Raw genomic sequence first — 17,547 nt, 5'->3', positions numbered from 1 at the left:
TCCCCGTAAGATAGTGCGGTGCGTTCCTCAGTAAAGGAGCATTTTATGAATGCTTTTATTGATGTCATTAATAACATCAATGATGCTACTGCCTCCGCGGCAGAAGTTATTACATCCATTTCAGATAGTGTCTGGAATGTTTTATTTATTGTCTTAATCGTTGTTGGTCTTGGCATTACTATTGCTACTCGTGCGGTGCAGTGGCGTGCCCTTCCTGAGATGTTCCGCTCCATAGTTGAACCGTCTGGTAAAGAGAGCGATGGGCGTAAGGGTATTTCCTCTTTCCGTGCTTTTACGGTGTCTGCGGCTTCACGTGTAGGTACTGGAAATATTGCTGGTGTTGCGATTGCAATTTCTCTCGGTGGCCCTGGTGCTGTCTTTTGGATGTGGGTTATTGCTGCTATTGGTGCGGCTTCTGCTTTTGCAGAGTCTCTCCTTGGACAGCTATATAAACAGCATGGTCAAGATTCTTATATTGGTGGCCCCGCATACTATATGCAGCGTGGTTTGAACGCGCGCTGGTTGAGCCTCATTTTCGTGGCGTTTATTATCGTCACTTACGCTTTCGTTTTTGTTGCTTTGCAAACGAACTCTATTGTTGATGCGGCAGCGACTTCTTTTGGTTTTGATTCTGCGTCTGATGATTCTCTTGGTTTGCGTGTTGCTATTGGTGTCATCGTTATGGTGCTTGCTGCAAGCATTATTTTTGGTGGTATTCGCGCTATTTCTTCTGTAACTGAATGGCTTGTACCTATTATGGCGGTGCTGTATCTGTTGCTTGGTCTTGCGGTAGTGCTGATGAATCTTACCGAGATTCCTCATATTCTTGGAGAAATCCTTCAGGGTGCTTTTGGTCTTAAAGAATTCACCACTGGTGGTTTGATTGGGGCAATTACTCTGGGTATGCGTCGTGGTTTGCTCTCTAACGAGGCTGGTATGGGTACTGCACCTAACGCCGGTGCGACCGCAACAATTTCTCATCCTGCTAAACAAGGTTTTGTGCAGACTCTCGGTGTTTACTTCGATACGATGTTGGTTTGCTCGGTGACTGCGTTTATTGTTCTACTCTCAAACCCAGAATATGGTAGTGACGCTAAGGGTGCGGCATTGACTCAGTCTGCACTTTCTGAGCAGTTGGGTGGATGGTCTATTAACTTCTTGACCATTGCTATTGCGTTGTTTGCGTTCTCTTCCATCGTTGGTAACTACTACTATGGTGAGTCAAACCTTCGTTTCTTGACCGAGAGCAAGACCCCGATGTTTATTTTCCGTGTTCTTGTCTTGTTCTTCGTATTCTTTGGTGCGATTTCTTCGTTGAAGCTCGTATGGAACTTGGCAGATTTGTTGAATGCTGGCATGGTTGTTGTGAACTTGACGGCTGTATGCTTGCTGATGCCGAAGGTCATGAAGTTGCTTCGTAACTATGAGGTTCAGCGTAAGGCTGGTCTTGAGCCTATTTTTAAGGCCTCAGACATGCCCGAGATTAAGAATCTTGCTGCTTGGGACGGTACTGATGAGGTATGTACTCGTGAGTTCTGGGAACAGGTTGATCGAGAGAAGACTCGCCGTTAAGGTGTAGTTTTCTTCGACGATTGGTAATGTCGTGAGATAAGGCGTCGGTTCTCTTGTGTCGAGGGAGCCGACGTCTTCGTATATGCTATTTGAGTTTTATTCGGTTTATGGAGGTGGGAGTGTTTATGGTGTGGCGAAGTGCTGAGGTTTTGGAGGTCTCGCAGAGAAATACGTCTGATCCGACGGTGTTAAGTTGGGTTATTTTAGGAGGTATCTGTGTAGGTTCTGTTCTTGCGGCGTATTGCCTTTTGACCATTCATAGAAACCCTTATTTTTCTCGTGGTCAAAAGCTTGGGTGGCTTTTTGTGGCGTTAGCTTTTCCTGTTTTTGGTCCGATTTCTTGGATGGTTCGAGCCCATCATGAGAAGAAGTATCAGGAATCTCGTGGTTCTTAGCCGCGTTGTATGATGCGTTTAATAAAAGAGGTGCTTCCCTATTCATAGGTGAATAGGGAAGCACCTCTGTTGGTGCGCAAGGGGGGACTTGAACCCCCACGCCCTTGCGGGCACAGGCACCTGAAGCCTGCGCGTCTGCCAATTCCGCCACTTGCGCTAGAGTCGTTTTAATGACGACAACGAGAAATTATTATACACCTATAAACGGTGTTCTTTGCAAAAAATACCATGTCTTCAGTCACCCGACTGGTACATACTTATTCGTAATCATGACATGATGTTTTCATGAAAAAACCTCAAACAGATACTTCCTTAGAGATACGTTGGGGCAATGAAGAGCTCATTATTCGCCAATGATATGAGACGCTATCCATTTTGAATGACATTTTAATCGGTGTTATTTTCCTCATTGGTTCTTTTCTTTTTTTCTCACCTAAGACGGTTACTGCTGGAAGGTGGCTTTTTGTTGTTGGTTCAATGTTGATGTTGATTCGTCTTTCTATCCGCATTACTCACCATATTCATCTTCGGAAGCTTCGGACGAAATATCATTCAGCTTCAGGGCAAAAGATTGATCAGTCCTTTAACTTCTAAAAAAACTTCCTAGGGAGAGAAAACCCTAATTCCTACAGGTTTCTCTCAATCATCTATTAGACTGGCATTGTAGTGTGTTTACGTATAAGGAACGTAGATTATCACTCTTGAAAGTCATTATTAGGTGTTTTTACTGTTATCTGCGGTCAAGGACATATAAATTCTCAAGGAGGCAAGCATGGGTTTTATCAACAAACTTGAGCAAGGCCTAGAGAAAGCTGTTCGTGGAACGTTTAGTGGCGGGAATAGCCGTTTTGAGCCTGCCGACTTGGCTAATCGGATTCGTACGGAGATGGATGACCGTTCATATTCCATAGAATCTGGGCACACTTTAGCGCCTAATGTCTTTACGTTATATTTTGCTACTGAAGATTTTCCGCGCGTTAAAAGTTGGGGTACTCCGTTAGCTGAAGAGTTATGTGATGTTGCAATTCGGCAAGCACGTGCTCAGGGGTATTCTTTGCGTGGGGCGGTACGCGTGACTTTTATTCGTGAGGATTCTCTTCATGCTGGAGATTTTAAGATTTCTTCTGCTCAAGAGAAAATTTCAACCGGAGAGGTTCCTTCTCAACAATCTCGCCCGTCAGTTCCTCGTCCTCATCACCAAGATATATATCGTCAAAATAGTGCTGGAACATCTCAGGGTTCGTATAGCGCTCACGAACATTCTCCGTCGTGGGATCATCAGTTATCGGACGAAGCTGTCGAAAAAACCCAGGTAGTTTTGAATATTAATGGTCAGAACTATTCTATTGACTCTTTCCCCGTAGTTCTTGGTCGCGGGGCTCAAGCTGATATTACGGTCGAGGATTCTGGGGTCTCTCGATATCATCTAGAAATTATGGAACAAGACGGAACGTATCTTGCCGTTGATTTAGGATCCACTAATGGTAGCTATCTCAATGGCCAAAAACTTCGAGGTCGTAGAGAACTTACTCATGGCTCAATCCTTAAGATGGGTCGTGCACGAATTATTTTCCGTCTTATGGTTCCAAGGAGTGCACGTTAATGGCTTCAGAACTTACACTTTTTATCCTTCGTTATGCGTTTTTAGTAATTTTGTGGTTGTTCATTTATGGCGTTGTTGCTGCCTTGCGTAAAGACTTAGCAATCGGGAAAAATTACCGGATAGAACAACGGGAATATATTTCTGAGGGGTCAGCCCCGATAACAGGCCCACAATCAGCTACTCCAGCTAAGCCTAAGCCACCTGCGCGCGCTCAGCAGCTTCTTATTACGGACGGCGCGTATGCAGGTCAGGTTTTCCGCCTATCCGATACGCCTCTAGTAATTGGTCGAGGTGCTCATGCTGACGTGCAGATTGAAGATGATTATGCTTCGGGTCAACACGCACGACTGTTTCCACAGGGGTCTCGTTGGTTCATTGAGGATCTTTCATCGACAAATGGCACTTTTGTTAATGGTCAGCGTTTGACGAGGGCTACCTTGTTGGAGACAGGCATGCAATTTCGTGTCGGCCATACAAATATGCAGTTGAAGGCATAAAACCTATGGGAATTGCATTTCGTTTTGCGGCACGGTCTGATGTTGGTCGTGTGCGCTCTAAGAATGATGACTCAGGATACGCCGGACATTATCTAGCCGTTGTCGCCGACGGTATGGGTGGGAATGTCGGCGGTGACGTAGCTTCCGCAACAACAGTTCTTGACCTCACACCCTTAGATCACAATAATTATGAGGGCTCTGCGGGCGTGTACTTAGCGGATGAAATTCAAACCGCTAATATCATCATGAACGAACTCGTTGATTTAAACCCAAGCCTTTCTGGTATGGGAACAACGTGCACAGCTCTTTTAGTTGACGGTGAAAAAATTGAGCTTGCACATATCGGAGATTCGCGAGCTTATCGTCTACGAAATAATGTTTTTGAACAGATCACAACAGATCACACCTTTGTACAACGTCTTTTAGAAGAGGGACGTATCACCCCTGAACAGGCTCTGACTCATCCTCATAAGAACGTTATTATGCGTGTCCTCGGTGATGTCGACGCCTCCCCTGAGCTAGAACTATTGACCCTAGACGCAGAATGTGGTGAGAAATGGGTTCTAAGTTCAGATGGTCTTGACGCTGTTGTCAGCGTTGAGGAAATTGAAGAGTTGATGCGCTCCACGGAGGACCTCAAGCATATTGTGGATTCTCTTGTGGATTTAACCTTAGACCGTGGTGCACCAGATAACGTAACGGTGGTTGCTCTTTCTGTCATCGAAGAAGATTCCCTTTCTTCTACTGTTACCTCACCTCAACCGATTATTCCTTTACGTCAGTATTCTGACGAAGGCGAGTTTCTTGGTGTTGTTAAAAATCCTCATACGCTGGATGAAGATGCTCCTATCGAGTCAGTATCATCAGAGCAAGAAGAAGCCAAACAGGATCATTCTTCACATCGTGCTCCGTGGCGCCGTCGCCTTCCGGTAGAGACAAAGATTCGTAACGCCCTGACCCATGGTAAGTGGCGTGGAGAATCTTTCTCCGACGGTGTTTTTAATATGATGACTGAGACCTCTGGGGTAGATGAACGTCCAGAAAATATTGAGGATTCATCTGCAGCAGTGCTTCGTGAAGAATTGGCGGAGCGTCCACATCAGCTAGTCGGTGCAGCAGCAAATGCAACTAACACCGGAATGATTCCTACCGTCACGAAGCGTACGGTAGCACAGCGGGCAACTTTAGTTACTACGCCTACGATGCTGGTGCCGGTAGAAGAAGTTGAATTACCTCAAGAATTTCAGGCAGCTATTACCACGCCAGAGCCTTCAGTTCGTTCTCGGTGGGGTGTTCGAATTTTCACTGCTTTATTAGTTGCGGGGACTCTTTTTGCTAGTGTTTTGACTTTCGTGTCTTGGGTATCGAACCAATATTATGTCGGCATCAATAACGAGAAAGTTGCCGTTTTTAATGGGGTTCCACAGTCTTTAGGTGCCATTCATTTTTATAAGGTTGTTGAAGAAACTTCTCTTGAGGTTGCAGAGCTTCCGGAGTATTCGCAATCTTTAGTTCGTAGCACTATTTCTGCTCATGATTTATCCGACGCTACACGAATTGTCTCAGATTTACGGCAGCAGGTTGATTCTGCTCATGAGAAGAAAGACCAACAGAAACCTTCAGCATCTGCTACTCCTGTTCCAGAGCTGACCAGTGTTTCGCCTTCACCAAGTGCGTCCGAGGAGGCTACCCGTGGCTAAGTTGTTTAAGCCTTCAGACAGGCCTCGTTCTCGTCGTTTCACAGAACTATGTTTGACGGTTATTGCTATAGCGTTCTGCCCTATCAGCATGTGGCTTATAGACCCTGAGAATATTATGCTCAATCATGATAATACTTGGGTTCTTGCAACAGCTGTCCTTGGTGGTGGTGCGTTGCTCATTCATGGTGTTCTTTACATGCGAGCGCGGTATGCTGATCCGTTGATTTTACCTATTGTGGTGCTGTTGAACGGTCTTGGTCTGGCGATGATTTATCGTATTGATTTGACGACCCCTGCTAATGCTGGGGCAACGCAGATTATGTGGACAGCGTTAGGGATGGTTGTTGCGGCAGTAACGCTTTTGATGTTGAAAGATCATCGTGTTCTTCGTCGAGTAACTTATGTTTCTTTGCTGGTTTCGTTAGTGTTGTTGCTGTTGCCTCTAGTTCCGTTTTTGGGTGTTGAGATTTATGGTGCTCGCATTTGGATTTCAGTTGCGGGTCGTACATTCCAGCCTGGTGAGCTGGCAAAGATTACTCTGGCGATATTTTTTGCCGGGTATCTTTCAACTCATCGTGATTTGATTTTGGTTGCTGGTCGCAAGCTAGGTCCGCTTCGTTTTCCTCGTTTTAGAGATTTAGCCCCCATGTTTATTGCGTGGCTGGCGAGTATCGGCGTTCTTATTTTCCAGCGGGATCTAGGTTCAGCTATCTTGTTCTTCGGCTTGTTCGTCTCGATGTTGTATCTTGCAACGGGGCGTTCTACATGGGTCTTCCTTGGTCTGGGTTTTGTCGCTTTAGGTGGCGTCTTGGCGTACCAGTTTATCGGACATGTGAATGCTCGTATCTATGGGTGGATGCATGCATTTGATCCGGATATTTATAACCGTGCTTATGGCGGTTCAGGCCAGATTATTCAGGGGATTTTTGGTTTAGGCGCCGGAGGTCTTTTTGGTCGTGGCTGGGGTAAGGGACGCCCTGATTTGGTGGCGTTCTCTAATTCGGACATGATTGTCACCTCTTTGGGTGAAGAACTTGGGCTGGTTGGGTTATCAGCGATTTTATTGTTGTATTTTTTGTTGGTTACTCGTGGTTTCCGTGCTGCTTTAGGAACTCGTGACGCTTTTGGTAAGTTGCTCAGTGGCGGCTTGTCTGCTGCCATTGTGATTCAGCTTTTTGTGGTCGTTGGCGGTGTGACTCGTTTGATTCCTCTCACTGGTTTGACGACACCTTTCCTATCTGCCGGTGGGTCTTCTCTTCTGGCAAACTGGATTATTATTGCGCTTTTACTTTCAGTTTCACATTCTGCACGTGCCCCACATGTTGTTGATTCTTCAGCAGGCGTTGATGGGACATTAGATGCTGGTTCTCAAGAGAGCGGTGTGACTCGTTTTATTTCTAAAATGACAATGCGTGACCGGTTAGGAGGTTCACCCCGTGGATAAGGCCATTCGTAAGGCGTGGATTGCTTCTGGTTGCATTTTTGTTCTTTTGTTTTGTTCCCTGACATATATCCAGTTTTTTGACGCTAAGGCTTTAGCTGATAATCCGTGGAATTCTCGGACGTTATATGAGAATTATGGTTCTCAGCGTGGTTCTATTGTGGTTGACGGTAAGGAGATTGCTTCTTCAATTCCTTCTCATAATGGTTATGAGTACCAACGTGTTTATTCGGACCCGTATGTTTATGCTCCGTTGACCGGTTATTTCTCGTCTATTTATGGTTCAACTGGTTTAGAAAATGCTATGAATGATGAGTTGTCAGGAAATTCTGACAGCCAGTTCTATGATCGTCTTGCGCATCTTTTTACGGGTGGTTCTGCTCAGGGTGCGACGGTTGAGTTGACTATTGATTCTCAGTTGCAGACTTTGGCGTATCAGCTTTTAGAGGGACATAAAGGCGCTATTGTGGCGTTGAATCCGAAGACGGGTGAGGTTCTTGCGATGGCAACGAGCCCGTCTTATGATCCTAATCTTTTGTCTTCTGCTCAGAATGAGTCGGTGTTGGCTCAGTATCAGAAGCTCAATAATGATAAGAGTGCACCTCTGTATAACCGTGCTATTGCGGGTAAGACGTATGCTCCTGGTTCAACGTTTAAAATTATTGATGCGGTGGCTGCTTTAGAGTCGGGAAAATATTCTGCTAAGAGTGTTATTCCTAATCCTCAAGAGTATGTTCTTCCTGGGACGAATACGGCATTACCTAATTATGTCAATGGTCATTGTTCATCTTCTCAAGAGGCGACTATAGAATGGGCTTTAGCTCAATCGTGTAATACGCCTTTTGCTCAGATTGCGATAGATTTGGGGCAGGATGCTATTGCTCGTACGGCTAAGAACTTTGGGTATCAGGATGATTCGTTGAGGATTCCTTTACCTGTTTCGGAGTCGGTCTTTCCGTCAGATTTGTCGGATAGTACTTTGGCGTTATCGGCTATTGGCCAGTATGACGTGAGAACGACGCCTTTGCAGGTGGCGATGATGTCTGCGGCTATTGCTAATAATGGTGTTCAGATGAAGCCGAATCTGATTCGCTCTGTAAAGTCTCATAATTTGAGTTCTCTTTATGAATTTTCGGCGAAGGAGTTGCGTACTTCTACGTCGCCAAAGATTTCGCAACAAATTCGTGATTGGATGGTTAACGACGTGGATAACGGCATTGCCTCTGGTGCTGCAGTTAGTGGCGTGAAGGTAGCGGGCAAGACGGGTACTGCGGAGACTGGTGTAAATGGTCAGAATAATTCGTGGTTTACTGGTTTTGCACCAGCAGATGATCCGCAGGTTGCTCTTGCAGTCATGTATGAAGATGTCAGTACCATTGAGGGCACTCAGCTTACTGCCCCCGCAGCTAAAAAACTCTTTGAGGCGGTGTTGAATAAGTGAGACCTTCAACTGAGACGTCGTTAGGTGGCCGTTATAACCTGACCGAACGTATTGCTATTGGCGGTATGGGTGAGGTGTGGAAGGCTCGCGATAAGGTACTTGGTCGTATTGTTGCGGTCAAAATCCTTAAAGAGGAGTACACTGGCGATCCTGGTTTTTTGGAACGTTTTCGTGCGGAAGCTCGCCATACTGCTTTATTAAATCATCCTGGTGTGGCAAATGTTTTTGATTATGGTGAAGAAGAAGGCTCTGCCTTTTTGGTGATGGAGCTTGTTCCTGGGGATCCGTTATCGAACATTATCGAGAAGGAACGTACCTTAGATTCAGATCGTATTTTGAGCATTATTGCTCAGACTGCGCGTGCTCTTGCTGTTGCTCATGATCAGGGTCTTGTTCATCGAGATGTGAAACCTGGAAATTTGATTATTGCTCCTGGCGATCGTGTTAAGGTGACAGATTTTGGTATTGCTCGTCTTGCTGATCAGGTTCCGTTAACGGCTACTGGTCAGGTGATGGGCACTGCTCAGTATCTTGCTCCTGAGCAAGCTACTGGTCAGCAGGCAACTCCGTCTTCTGACATGTATTCTTTAGGCATTATTGGTTATGAGTGTTTAGCTGGGAAACGTCCTTTTACTGGGGAGTCTCAGATTGCTATTGCTTTAGCTCAGGTGAATGATCCGCCTCCTCCGTTGCCATCATCTGTTCCGGCGCCAGCGGCCGCGTTGATTATGTGTTTGTTGTCGAAGGATCCTGCTCAGCGTCCCAAAAATGCGACAGCTTTAGCTTCTGCTATTGATGCTATCCGCCGTAAGGATATTAAAGCTGCGATTAAGAGTGTGCCGACATTAGCTAATTTCTTGTCGCCTGATGGTACTTCTACGACCGAGGTAATTACTACGCCTACTGCTGTTACTCCTCAACGTCCTCGTTTTGGTTCTGGTCAACGTCATGTTCCGCAGTCTACGACGGCTCCAATACCGGCTGTCGCTGAGTCTACGTATCGTTCTTATCCGGCAAGACCGGAGAAGAAGTCACCGTGGGTTTGGGTGTCTTTGGTGTTGGCAGCTATTGTGGTTGCTTTGGTAGTTTGGTTTGTTGTTCTTGAGGGTTCTCAGAGAACACCTGGTTCTTCTGAGGATGTTCCTGTTCCAACGGCATCTGGTACGGTTTCAACGGTTGAGGCTTCTCCTGAGGTGAAGGCTCCTGCTGATGATTCTCCGGCAACTATTGAGGTGGTCTCCTCCGCTTTTGAGGGGCAGAAACTTGAGGTAGTTGTTAATGATCTTGTCGCACAGGGGTTATCTACAAAAACGGCGGGAAGAACTTCTGATCAACCAGCAGATACGGTATTGTCGGTATCACCTGAGGGTCCGTTAAGTCCAGGTTCTACGGTGACGGTGACATACTCGACTGGTCCTCGTTCTGTGACGCTTCCCTCTAATTTAGAGGGAATGAATACCGACACAGCTATTAGTGAAATTACTAAACTTGGTGTTAATGTGAAAGTTCATCAGGAGGAGTCTCATAGCGCGGAGCCAAACACGATACTCCGAACTAACCCTTCTTCTGGGACTAAAGTTGAAGTTGGTAGTAGCGTAGATATTTACGTTGCGACTTCACCGAAGTCAACAGCTTCGCCAACGGCTACAGATTCTCCTAGTGCTGGTTCTCAAGAACAGCCTGAAGATTCTCAGCCTTCAACTAATCCATCTACTACTCCAACTGCTTCGAATAACGGGTGAATTGAATGGAATTTCAGCTTCCTGAAATGATTGATAAACGTTACCGGATTCAAGATGTTCTTGGTTCCGGCGCGATGGCTACCGTGTATTCTGCCGAAGATACGCGGTTAGGGCGTCAGGTTGCACTTAAAGTGGTGCATCCAGAGCTTGCCGCGGATCCACTTTTCTGCGCACGTTTTCAACGTGAAGCAGAATCTGCTGCTGTTTTGAACCATCCTGCTATCGTGGCAGTCTACGACACCGGAACAATTACAGTAGAGGGTGAAGATGGTACTCCTCTACATCAGATTCCGTATCTTGTGATGGAATTAGTTTCAGGAAAGTCCCTTGCAACATTGTTGGAAGAGCGTGGCGAATTTCCAGTTGATGAGGCAGTTTCTTACGGTGCGCAGATTCTTGAGGCTCTTCAGTATGCTCAGGATCGGGGCATTGCCCATCGTAGTATACGTCCAACCAATATTATGGTGTTACCTTGCACTGAAGAAGACCGTTCAAAGAACCAATTTGGTCAGGTGAAGGTTTTAGATTTTGGTTTAGCTCGAGCGTTAGAGAATGTGGGAAGTTCCTCCGAAGACTCTGATCAGGCAGACCATTTTAATGCGTATATTGCCCCAGAGCAGGTTCGCGGTGAGACCGTAGATTCTCGTAGTGATATCTATTCTGTAGCCTGCGTCATTTATCAGATGTTATGTGGTCGCACTCCATTTATTGCTCAGTCAGCAAAGGATTTAGCGCGTCAACAACTTAGTGAGACCCCTGCTGACCCGAGTTCTTATGCTTCGGTAAAGTTTGCTCCGGCTTTAGATGGTGTTCTACTTAAGGCTTTGAGTAAGTCTCGTTCAGATCGTTTTCAGTCTGCAGATGAGTTCCGTTCGGCGTTGAAAAATGTTGTTCAGGGTGTTCCTTCTGCAACGTTTGAGGATGTTGAGACTGGTTCTACAACTGCGCTGAGTGCAGCAGCTGCGACAGGTGTTGCTGGTGGTTCTGCCGCGTATTCTTCGTTGAATACGAGTGCTCATGCTCAGCCTTCTTCCGATGAGGCAGCTGGTTTAGGTGGCTGGTTCGATAATGCTCAGGCTGAATATACTGATGAAGAGCTTTATGATTATGAGCGAAATGAAGCTTTAGCAAAGAAGCGTCGTCGTCGTCAGGCATGGACTCGTGTCATTACGGGCATGATTATTGTTGCTTTGGCTCTTTTCTCGGTGACAACGGTGTTGTATTACCAGAATGAGTTGAAGAAGGTTCCTGTTCATCCGGTTCCTGCTGTTCAGGGTCTGTCAAAGAATGATGCTGAAACGGCAGTCCGTAATCTTAATCTGACGGTTAAGTGGGATGAAGAGTTCTCTGATGCGGTGGCTAAGAACGATGTTATTAAGAGTACGCCGGTGACAGGTACTGAGGTTGAGGAAGGCAGCGAGGTTCTTCTGACGCTCTCTAAGGGTCCTTCTCAGTTGGCGATACCGGATAATGTCGAGGGCCAGTCTGAGGCTTATGTTCGTTCTGCTTTGCAGGATGCTGGGTTTGTTCCTGGACGTACGTCTACGGTCAATAGTGCAACGATTCCTGCTGGCATGGTTGTGTCGTTGTCGAAGGAGCCAGGAAGTAAGGTTGCGGCTGGTTCTACCATTGACATTGTTCTTTCAGACGGTAAAGTGACAGTTCCTGAGTTGATTGGGCTAAGCCGTGATCAGGCGATTGCTGCATTGAGTGCTCCTGATGTTTTGTTGAGTACGAATATTGAGACGGTTCAGACCAATGCTGCTCCAGCAGGTACGGTTCTTTCTCAGAGTTCAGCTGCTGGTACGACTATTGGTCAGGGAAGCACTGTGACTATTCGTGTTGCTGCTGCTCCTCCTACTCCGACGGTCGCTCCTCGTCCTCGTCCGACGGTTGCTCCTCAGCCTGAGCGTCGTCCGGCCCCTCCTGCGCCAGAGAATCCACGTCCTCCTCAGCCTTCGCATTCTACGGCGCCTTCTGCTCCTGCGTCAGGCGATGCTGAGGGCAATAATCAGCGCCGTCCGGCACCGGAGCGTTCTTCACAGGCCCCTGCGCCTTCTGCTCCTGCCGCTGATGAGAAGCCAGATAGCTAGGTGCTACTAGCAGATATGTTGTAGCTGGTATATCTTTAGTAAAAAAAATGCTGGTGTAGAACTCGCTATGAGTTTTACACCAGCATTTTTTATGGGTTTATGAGTTGATGTGAGGGCTAAGTTTTTGTGCTTTTTCTTGGGCACCGCTGAGTCCGACTTCTTCTAACCATGTTCCAAGCATGCTATATCCGCCTTCTGTTAGCACTGATTCTGGGTGGAATTGAACTCCGTGGATGGGGCATGTTTTATGTTGTAGTGCCATGATGATGCCGTTTTCGCTGGTTGCGGTGGCTTCAAGTTCTTCGGGCATTGTTGTTGGGTCTACAGCTAGTGAGTGGTAGCGCGTTACTCGTAGCGGGCTAGGTAATCCGTTGAATACGGATTGTTCGTTGTGTGTGATGTGAGATATTTTCCCATGCATAATTTCTGGTGCATGGTGGACTACGGCCCCGAACGCTTCTGCAATGGCTTGATGTCCTAGGCATACGCCGAGAAGCGGTTTGTGGTGTTGTGCCGCCCACTGTATCAGCTCGATAATGCAGCCAGCTTCATGGGGCGCTCCTGGGCCGGGGGAGATCATGATGCCATCATGTTCTTGGACTTGGGCGATGACGGTTTCTAAGGATGCTTCATCGTTACGGATGACAGTGACATGAGCACCTAGTTGTTCTAGGTAGCCAACTAGGGTGAAGACGAAGCTGTCGTAGTTGTCGATAACAAGGATTTTGGTCATAGTTCCTTCTTTGGATGGAGGCTAGTGGTCTACGGTCACGTCACGGTATAGGGGGCTATACTCTGCGATAGCTGGGAATACGTATTCCATGAGGCTCCAAATGATGAGGAGCACTAGTGCTATGGCGATGATGATACGTACCCAGAGCGGCCCGGGTAGGTGTCTAAAGATCCATGCGTACATATTTTCTTATACCTTTGGTTTTTTGCGGTGTTTATTGCGCTATTTGAAGTTCTTGGGGTGCTCCGGCAGAGAGTGGTTGCCAGTGTTCGTAGCGTGCGTGAACGATATATCGTTGGGTGTCTCCGAAGCGGGGGTGACAAGTTGTGAGTGTCATGATGCGTTCAGTGGGTTGTTCGTTGGGGTGTTGAGGATTCGGCGCAATAACGTAGATGTCTTCGGGGTATACGATTGATGTTTCGTAGATGGTGTAGGTGTAGTAGCCGTTGATGGTTTGTACATATATTCTGTCGCCGATACGGAGCTGGTCGATGTAATCGAGCACTGCTCCATTGGTTTGGCGATGTCCGGCAAGAGCGAAGTTTCCAATTTCTCCGGGCATTGCGGTATTTTCGTAGTGTCCTAGTCCGAGAGTGTCGAGGACGTCTGTTCCGGTGCCTTCTGCGATAGGGCGCTGGTAGTGTGCACCGAATCGTGGAATGTAGACGATGCCGTAGGCTTTTCCGTATTCTGGTTCGTGTCCTACAGGTGGGTTATTGGAGTCTGCATTGTTGTGTGTTGGCTGTTCTGAGGTTTTTTCTTCTTCGGGCGTTATGTTCTCATGTTTTTCTGGTGTTGTTGGGGTTTCTGTAGGGTGCGGTGTTAGTGGTTCATGAGGTTGTGTTTCTGGGGGTTGTGACGTTGTATTCGGGTCTTGTTGTGGTGTGGTTGTATCGGGTGTTGTTGGTTGTTGTGGTGATGTTTTCTCAGATTCTGCAGCTTGTTTAAATTCTTCGGCGAGGGTGTGCACTGCTTGTGATTGTGTTTGTGAAGCAGAGATGTTGGTCCACCAAAGTTGCCATCCGACGAAGAGGAGCAAGATGAGCCCTAGGGTGATGAGTATTTCTCCGATAATTTGTATGACCATGCGCCCTTTTGTATGAGGGGATGTATTTTTTTCTGGTCTGGTGGAGGTGTTTTTCATAGATTTTCTGTTGTACGGGTTCGTCGGTTTTCTTGAGGGTGTTTTTAGGTGTCTGCTATGTTTGTTAGGGTCTGAGCAGATAAAATTCTAAGCGATGAATCTGTTGATTTATTAGGTATATGTTCAACCGTACCTGATATGACATATGGGTAAATAAGTATTTGGAGGAAAGATGGCAGAAGATAAGAAAGTAATGACGGATAGTGATTTGCATGAGGAGGAGACTTTCCGTCGGATAGCTAAAGAAATGGTTACTGATGATTTCGCTTCTCCTACTCCTCTGTGGTATCAGGTTATTATGTTTGGTCTTGTTGTTCTCGGTATTTTATGGATTATGGTTTTCTATATTAGTGAGACAACTCTGCCAATTCCGGGTCTTTCAATGTGGAATGTTGCTATTGGTGTTGGTTTGATGATGGCTGGTCTTTTGATGATGACTCGTTGGCGTTAGTGGATGTTATGTCTGAGAAAGATACGGGGTCTTTATCTGATAAACCTGAGGTGACGAATCCGTCGAATTTGGCGCCGGTGAATCCTCATGAGCCTCGCCAGAAGAGGGAGGATATTCGTGCTGCCATTTTTGAGACAAAGTTACGTCGTTTAGCTTTAGCTGGTTTTATTTTTGCCGCTGTCGTGTATTTTGTATGGCAGGGAATACGATAAGTATATTCTCAAAACAGAATATACACTTGTCAAAACTATTATTATAGATTTTTCAAGCGTTATTTTTGGGTTCTAAATATTTTTGAGCAGCCTCATAAATACGCTCAGTAACACGGTCAAGAATACGTGAAGATATTTTCCAGCGTTGCCAATAAAGAGGAAATTCTAGGGGTTTCTCCCCCGCTAGAGATATTATTGTGCCAGATTCAAGACCTTGACGGCACTGAGCTTCTGGAACAAGCCCCCAACCAATACCGTCTTCTACTGCTCGAGCATAGTCAGGGGATGAGGGAATATAAATACTCGGTGATTCTCCTCCGTTATCTTCAATATTGTGGGCTTTGAGAATCAGATGACGAGAAGAACGCTGTCCGTGATCTTTTCTATCAAACTCAATAACGGGTGCAGTGTTGAGTTCTTCTGCTGTTATATGGTGTGGCCAACTTTTAAAATGTTCATCGACAAATTCTTGTGAGGCAACACACCAATACCGCGCGTGGCCAAGTTCTTCAACTTCACAACCATTAATGGGTTCTGGATGAGACGTAATTGCCGCCATAACTTCCCCAGAACGGAGAAGAGCTGAGGAATGCTGTTCTCCTTCTCTTCTGAGATCGCAAAAGATTTTATCGCATCGGGATAGTTCCCCTACAGCAGAGAGCAACCAGGTAGCCAAAGAATCAGAGTTTACAGCAATGGTTATGCTACCTTGTCCGGCACGCTCACCGAGTTCTTGTTCTAATTCTGCGTTGAGGTACTCATTTTGTCGGGCAACTCTGAGAACTACTTCACCGGAATCTGTTGGACGTACAGGATTGGTACGTTGTAAAAGGATACGACCGGCACTCGTTTCCATTGTTTTAATGCGTTGAGAAATCGCCGAAGCACTAACACCTAAAATTTCTGCTGCAGCTTCAAAGGTACCTTCATCAACGACTAAAGTAAAAGTACGCAATTGTTCATTAGTAAAACGAGTCATCGGCGAATCCTATCTGCATACTTAAGTTTATTCAGTCTCTACTACGCTAGAAAAAGACAAAATTGTATACTCTAGAATAGCAACTATGAGCTTATCTTCTTCAGAACATCATGAGGCATCACGTTGGTTTAGGGCGAATGGCCTTCCTTTAGTTATTCTTCCACAGGAGCGCCTTAAAGAAATGTTCGTGAGAATTACTCCTTTAGGGTTATGGCTATCAGTCACCTTATTCATTGTGACGATTTCTGTGGCTATTTTGGCTCATCTAGACGATAAAATTTTTGTTCAAGAAGATACCAGTGATGATATCCAACTAGAAATCATCAAAGGCATTGGAGCTTTCGTTCTCTTATTTGGTGGACCGCTAGTAGCATTTGTTATCCCGTGGCTAGTTCTTCGTTTTAAAAGAAAAATACCGCAAACACTTTTTGTTATTACCGGATCTACGAGCATTCTCTCCATCATGTATCTTTTATCCCCCAGCCTAAGCTATCGAATGGGTATTGGGGAGCCTCTCTTCTTTAGCTCTTCCACTGAGGTTATTCTTTGCGTGGTAGCTATACTATTAGCACTTTTTCTAGGGTTAGATTCAATTCTATGGTGGGCGTTTAAAGAAACTCTTGTACAGCTTGGATCGGCAATGATTATGATTGCAAAGGTTTTGCCGATGTTGATGGTTGCAGTCTTGTTTTTCTTTGTTAACGCAGAAATATGGAAAGTAGCAGACACTCTCAGTTATACAAAAACCTTTGGTGTATCAGCCGTAATGTTTACTCTTGCACTTTTTATTATCACAACAACTGTTATTGAACGTTCTAAAGAGGTTCTAGGAGATCATCAAGGCAAGGAAATCCACTTTAATGCAGAAGATTATCAGAGAGTATCGGCTGACTCTACGATCTTTTGGAACACGGTTACAGAACGTATAGAAGGTTCTGTTTCTGCTAAACCGTTAGGACTAAGTGAACGTATTAATTTTATTCTTGTCCCAGCTACGGTTCAGTGCATCCAAACTTTCATGTTTTCTATCTTTGTTTTTCTCTTTTTCATATGGTTTGGCAGTTTTGCTATCCCAACAGAAGCTGCTGCATCGTGGGTCAACCATGTTCCAGAGAACTTTTTATTGTTTGGAGTAGAACTTCCTATAAGCTCTGTTCTGGTGAAAGTATCCATTGTACTTGGAGCGTTTTCGGGACTTAGCTTTGCTGCTTCAACAAGCACCGACGAACGTTATATGCATGATTTTCTTGAACAGGTATTTATTCGTCTACGTCAACAAGTGCTTATTCGTAATATTTATCGAAGTGCGTATACAGCTTCGTAATTTTATCTATTGATTTTTAAGGGCAAGGATAGCTCTTAGAAGTATCACAAGGAATCAATCCTTCAATACAGTCAATAAGCATGAAATATCTCCACTGAGAACGCGAGTATACATTCCCATAAAAATAACTTCTAAGAAGGTTATTAAAATAAAAGAGCACCCCTCCGCAGAGGGGTGCTCTTTTATTACCTAGGTCTCTATCATCTCAATGATGAGAAAC

At 45.6% G+C, this 17,547-nt stretch carries 16 protein-coding genes, 1 tRNA gene and 1 pseudogene; 13 read left to right on the top strand and 5 right to left on the bottom strand.

Annotated features, from left to right (window positions below; all coding sequences use genetic code 11):
• Nucleotides 1-45 precede the first annotated feature (45 nt).
• Nucleotides 46-1,572, top strand: coding sequence for an alanine/glycine:cation symporter family protein (locus tag ACN083_RS07635; protein ID WP_419102247.1), 1,527 nt, complete (start codon nt 46-48; stop codon nt 1,570-1,572).
• Between the two features lie 125 nt (nt 1,573-1,697).
• Entirely contained in the window at nt 1,698-1,967 is a 270-nt protein-coding gene (locus tag ACN083_RS07630; protein ID WP_419102246.1) for a PLDc N-terminal domain-containing protein, read from the top strand.
• Between the two features lie 70 nt (nt 1,968-2,037).
• On the opposite strand, the gene ACN083_RS07625 is transcribed toward ACN083_RS07630, so the two are convergent.
• Nucleotides 2,038-2,124 (bottom strand) — tRNA-Leu (locus ACN083_RS07625).
• A 212-nt stretch (nt 2,125-2,336) separates the two neighbouring features.
• Between ACN083_RS07625 and ACN083_RS07620 the strand changes: the two are divergent.
• From ACN083_RS07620 to pknB, 8 genes and pseudogenes are all read left to right on the top strand, one after another.
• A pseudogene (locus ACN083_RS07620) lies at nt 2,337-2,561 on the top strand (YrhK family protein); the annotation flags it as partial.
• A gap of 178 nt (nt 2,562-2,739) precedes the next feature.
• Nucleotides 2,740-3,570, top strand: coding sequence for an FhaA domain-containing protein (locus ACN083_RS07615; protein ID WP_419102245.1), 831 nt, complete (start codon nt 2,740-2,742; stop codon nt 3,568-3,570).
• On the top strand, nt 3,570-4,067 hold the full coding sequence (locus ACN083_RS07610; RefSeq protein ID WP_419102244.1) for an FHA domain-containing protein FhaB/FipA: 498 nt from the start codon (nt 3,570-3,572) through the stop codon (nt 4,065-4,067). The genes ACN083_RS07615 and ACN083_RS07610 overlap by 1 nt, the downstream gene beginning before the upstream one ends.
• 5 nt (nt 4,068-4,072) lie before the next feature.
• Entirely contained in the window at nt 4,073-5,767 is a 1,695-nt protein-coding gene (locus tag ACN083_RS07605; RefSeq protein WP_419102243.1) for a PP2C family protein-serine/threonine phosphatase, read from the top strand.
• Complete coding sequence (locus ACN083_RS07600; RefSeq protein WP_419102242.1) at nt 5,760-7,211, top strand: FtsW/RodA/SpoVE family cell cycle protein; 1,452 nt, start codon at nt 5,760-5,762, stop codon at nt 7,209-7,211. The genes ACN083_RS07605 and ACN083_RS07600 overlap by 8 nt, the downstream gene beginning before the upstream one ends.
• On the top strand, nt 7,204-8,649 hold the full coding sequence (locus ACN083_RS07595; RefSeq protein WP_419102241.1) for a peptidoglycan D,D-transpeptidase FtsI family protein: 1,446 nt from the start codon (nt 7,204-7,206) through the stop codon (nt 8,647-8,649). Before ACN083_RS07600 ends, ACN083_RS07595 begins: the two co-directional genes overlap by 8 nt.
• A complete protein-coding gene (locus ACN083_RS07590) occupies nt 8,646-10,391 on the top strand; it encodes a protein kinase domain-containing protein (RefSeq protein ID WP_419102240.1) in 1,746 nt (581 codons plus the stop codon). The genes ACN083_RS07595 and ACN083_RS07590 overlap by 4 nt, the downstream gene beginning before the upstream one ends.
• A 5-nt stretch (nt 10,392-10,396) precedes the next feature.
• Nucleotides 10,397-12,484, top strand: coding sequence for a Stk1 family PASTA domain-containing Ser/Thr kinase (gene pknB / locus ACN083_RS07585; RefSeq protein WP_419102239.1), 2,088 nt, complete (start codon nt 10,397-10,399; stop codon nt 12,482-12,484).
• 97 nt (nt 12,485-12,581) lie between these two features.
• Here the strand turns inward: pknB and ACN083_RS07580 are convergent, their stop codons facing one another.
• The 3 genes from ACN083_RS07580 to ACN083_RS07570 are packed head-to-tail and all read right to left on the bottom strand — an operon-like array spanning nt 12,582 to nt 14,304.
• On the bottom strand, nt 12,582-13,217 hold the full coding sequence (locus tag ACN083_RS07580) for an anthranilate synthase component II (protein ID WP_419102238.1): 636 nt from the start codon (nt 13,215-13,217) through the stop codon (nt 12,582-12,584).
• A 21-nt stretch (nt 13,218-13,238) separates the two neighbouring features.
• A complete protein-coding gene (locus ACN083_RS07575; protein WP_419102237.1) occupies nt 13,239-13,400 on the bottom strand; it encodes a hypothetical protein in 162 nt (53 codons plus the stop codon).
• Nucleotides 13,401-13,431: 31 nt separating this feature from the next.
• On the bottom strand, nt 13,432-14,304 hold the full coding sequence (locus ACN083_RS07570; RefSeq protein WP_419102236.1) for a class E sortase: 873 nt from the start codon (nt 14,302-14,304) through the stop codon (nt 13,432-13,434).
• A 229-nt stretch (nt 14,305-14,533) separates the two neighbouring features.
• On the opposite strand from ACN083_RS07570, the gene ACN083_RS07565 reads away from it, so the two are divergent.
• Complete coding sequence (locus tag ACN083_RS07565; protein ID WP_419102235.1) at nt 14,534-14,812, top strand: cell division protein CrgA; 279 nt, start codon at nt 14,534-14,536, stop codon at nt 14,810-14,812.
• Between the two features lie 8 nt (nt 14,813-14,820).
• Nucleotides 14,821-15,024: a long-chain fatty acid--CoA ligase gene (locus tag ACN083_RS07560; protein WP_419102234.1), complete on the top strand. Its 204-nt coding sequence runs from the start codon at nt 14,821-14,823 to the stop codon at nt 15,022-15,024.
• A 52-nt stretch (nt 15,025-15,076) separates the two neighbouring features.
• Here the strand turns inward: ACN083_RS07560 and ACN083_RS07555 are convergent, their stop codons facing one another.
• On the bottom strand, nt 15,077-16,003 hold the full coding sequence (locus ACN083_RS07555) for a LysR family transcriptional regulator ArgP (protein WP_419102233.1): 927 nt from the start codon (nt 16,001-16,003) through the stop codon (nt 15,077-15,079).
• Between the two features lie 85 nt (nt 16,004-16,088).
• Between ACN083_RS07555 and ACN083_RS07550 the strand changes: the two genes are divergently transcribed.
• Nucleotides 16,089-17,327, top strand: a complete 1,239-nt coding sequence (locus ACN083_RS07550; RefSeq protein WP_419102232.1) for a hypothetical protein — start codon at nt 16,089-16,091, stop codon at nt 17,325-17,327.
• Nucleotides 17,328-17,547: the final 220 nt, after the last annotated feature.

It is taken from the genome of Rothia sp. CCM 9418, from assembly GCF_048512825.1.
GTDB lineage: Bacteria > Actinomycetota > Actinomycetes > Actinomycetales > Micrococcaceae > Rothia.
This window is presented reverse-complemented; position numbering and strand designations above follow the sequence as displayed.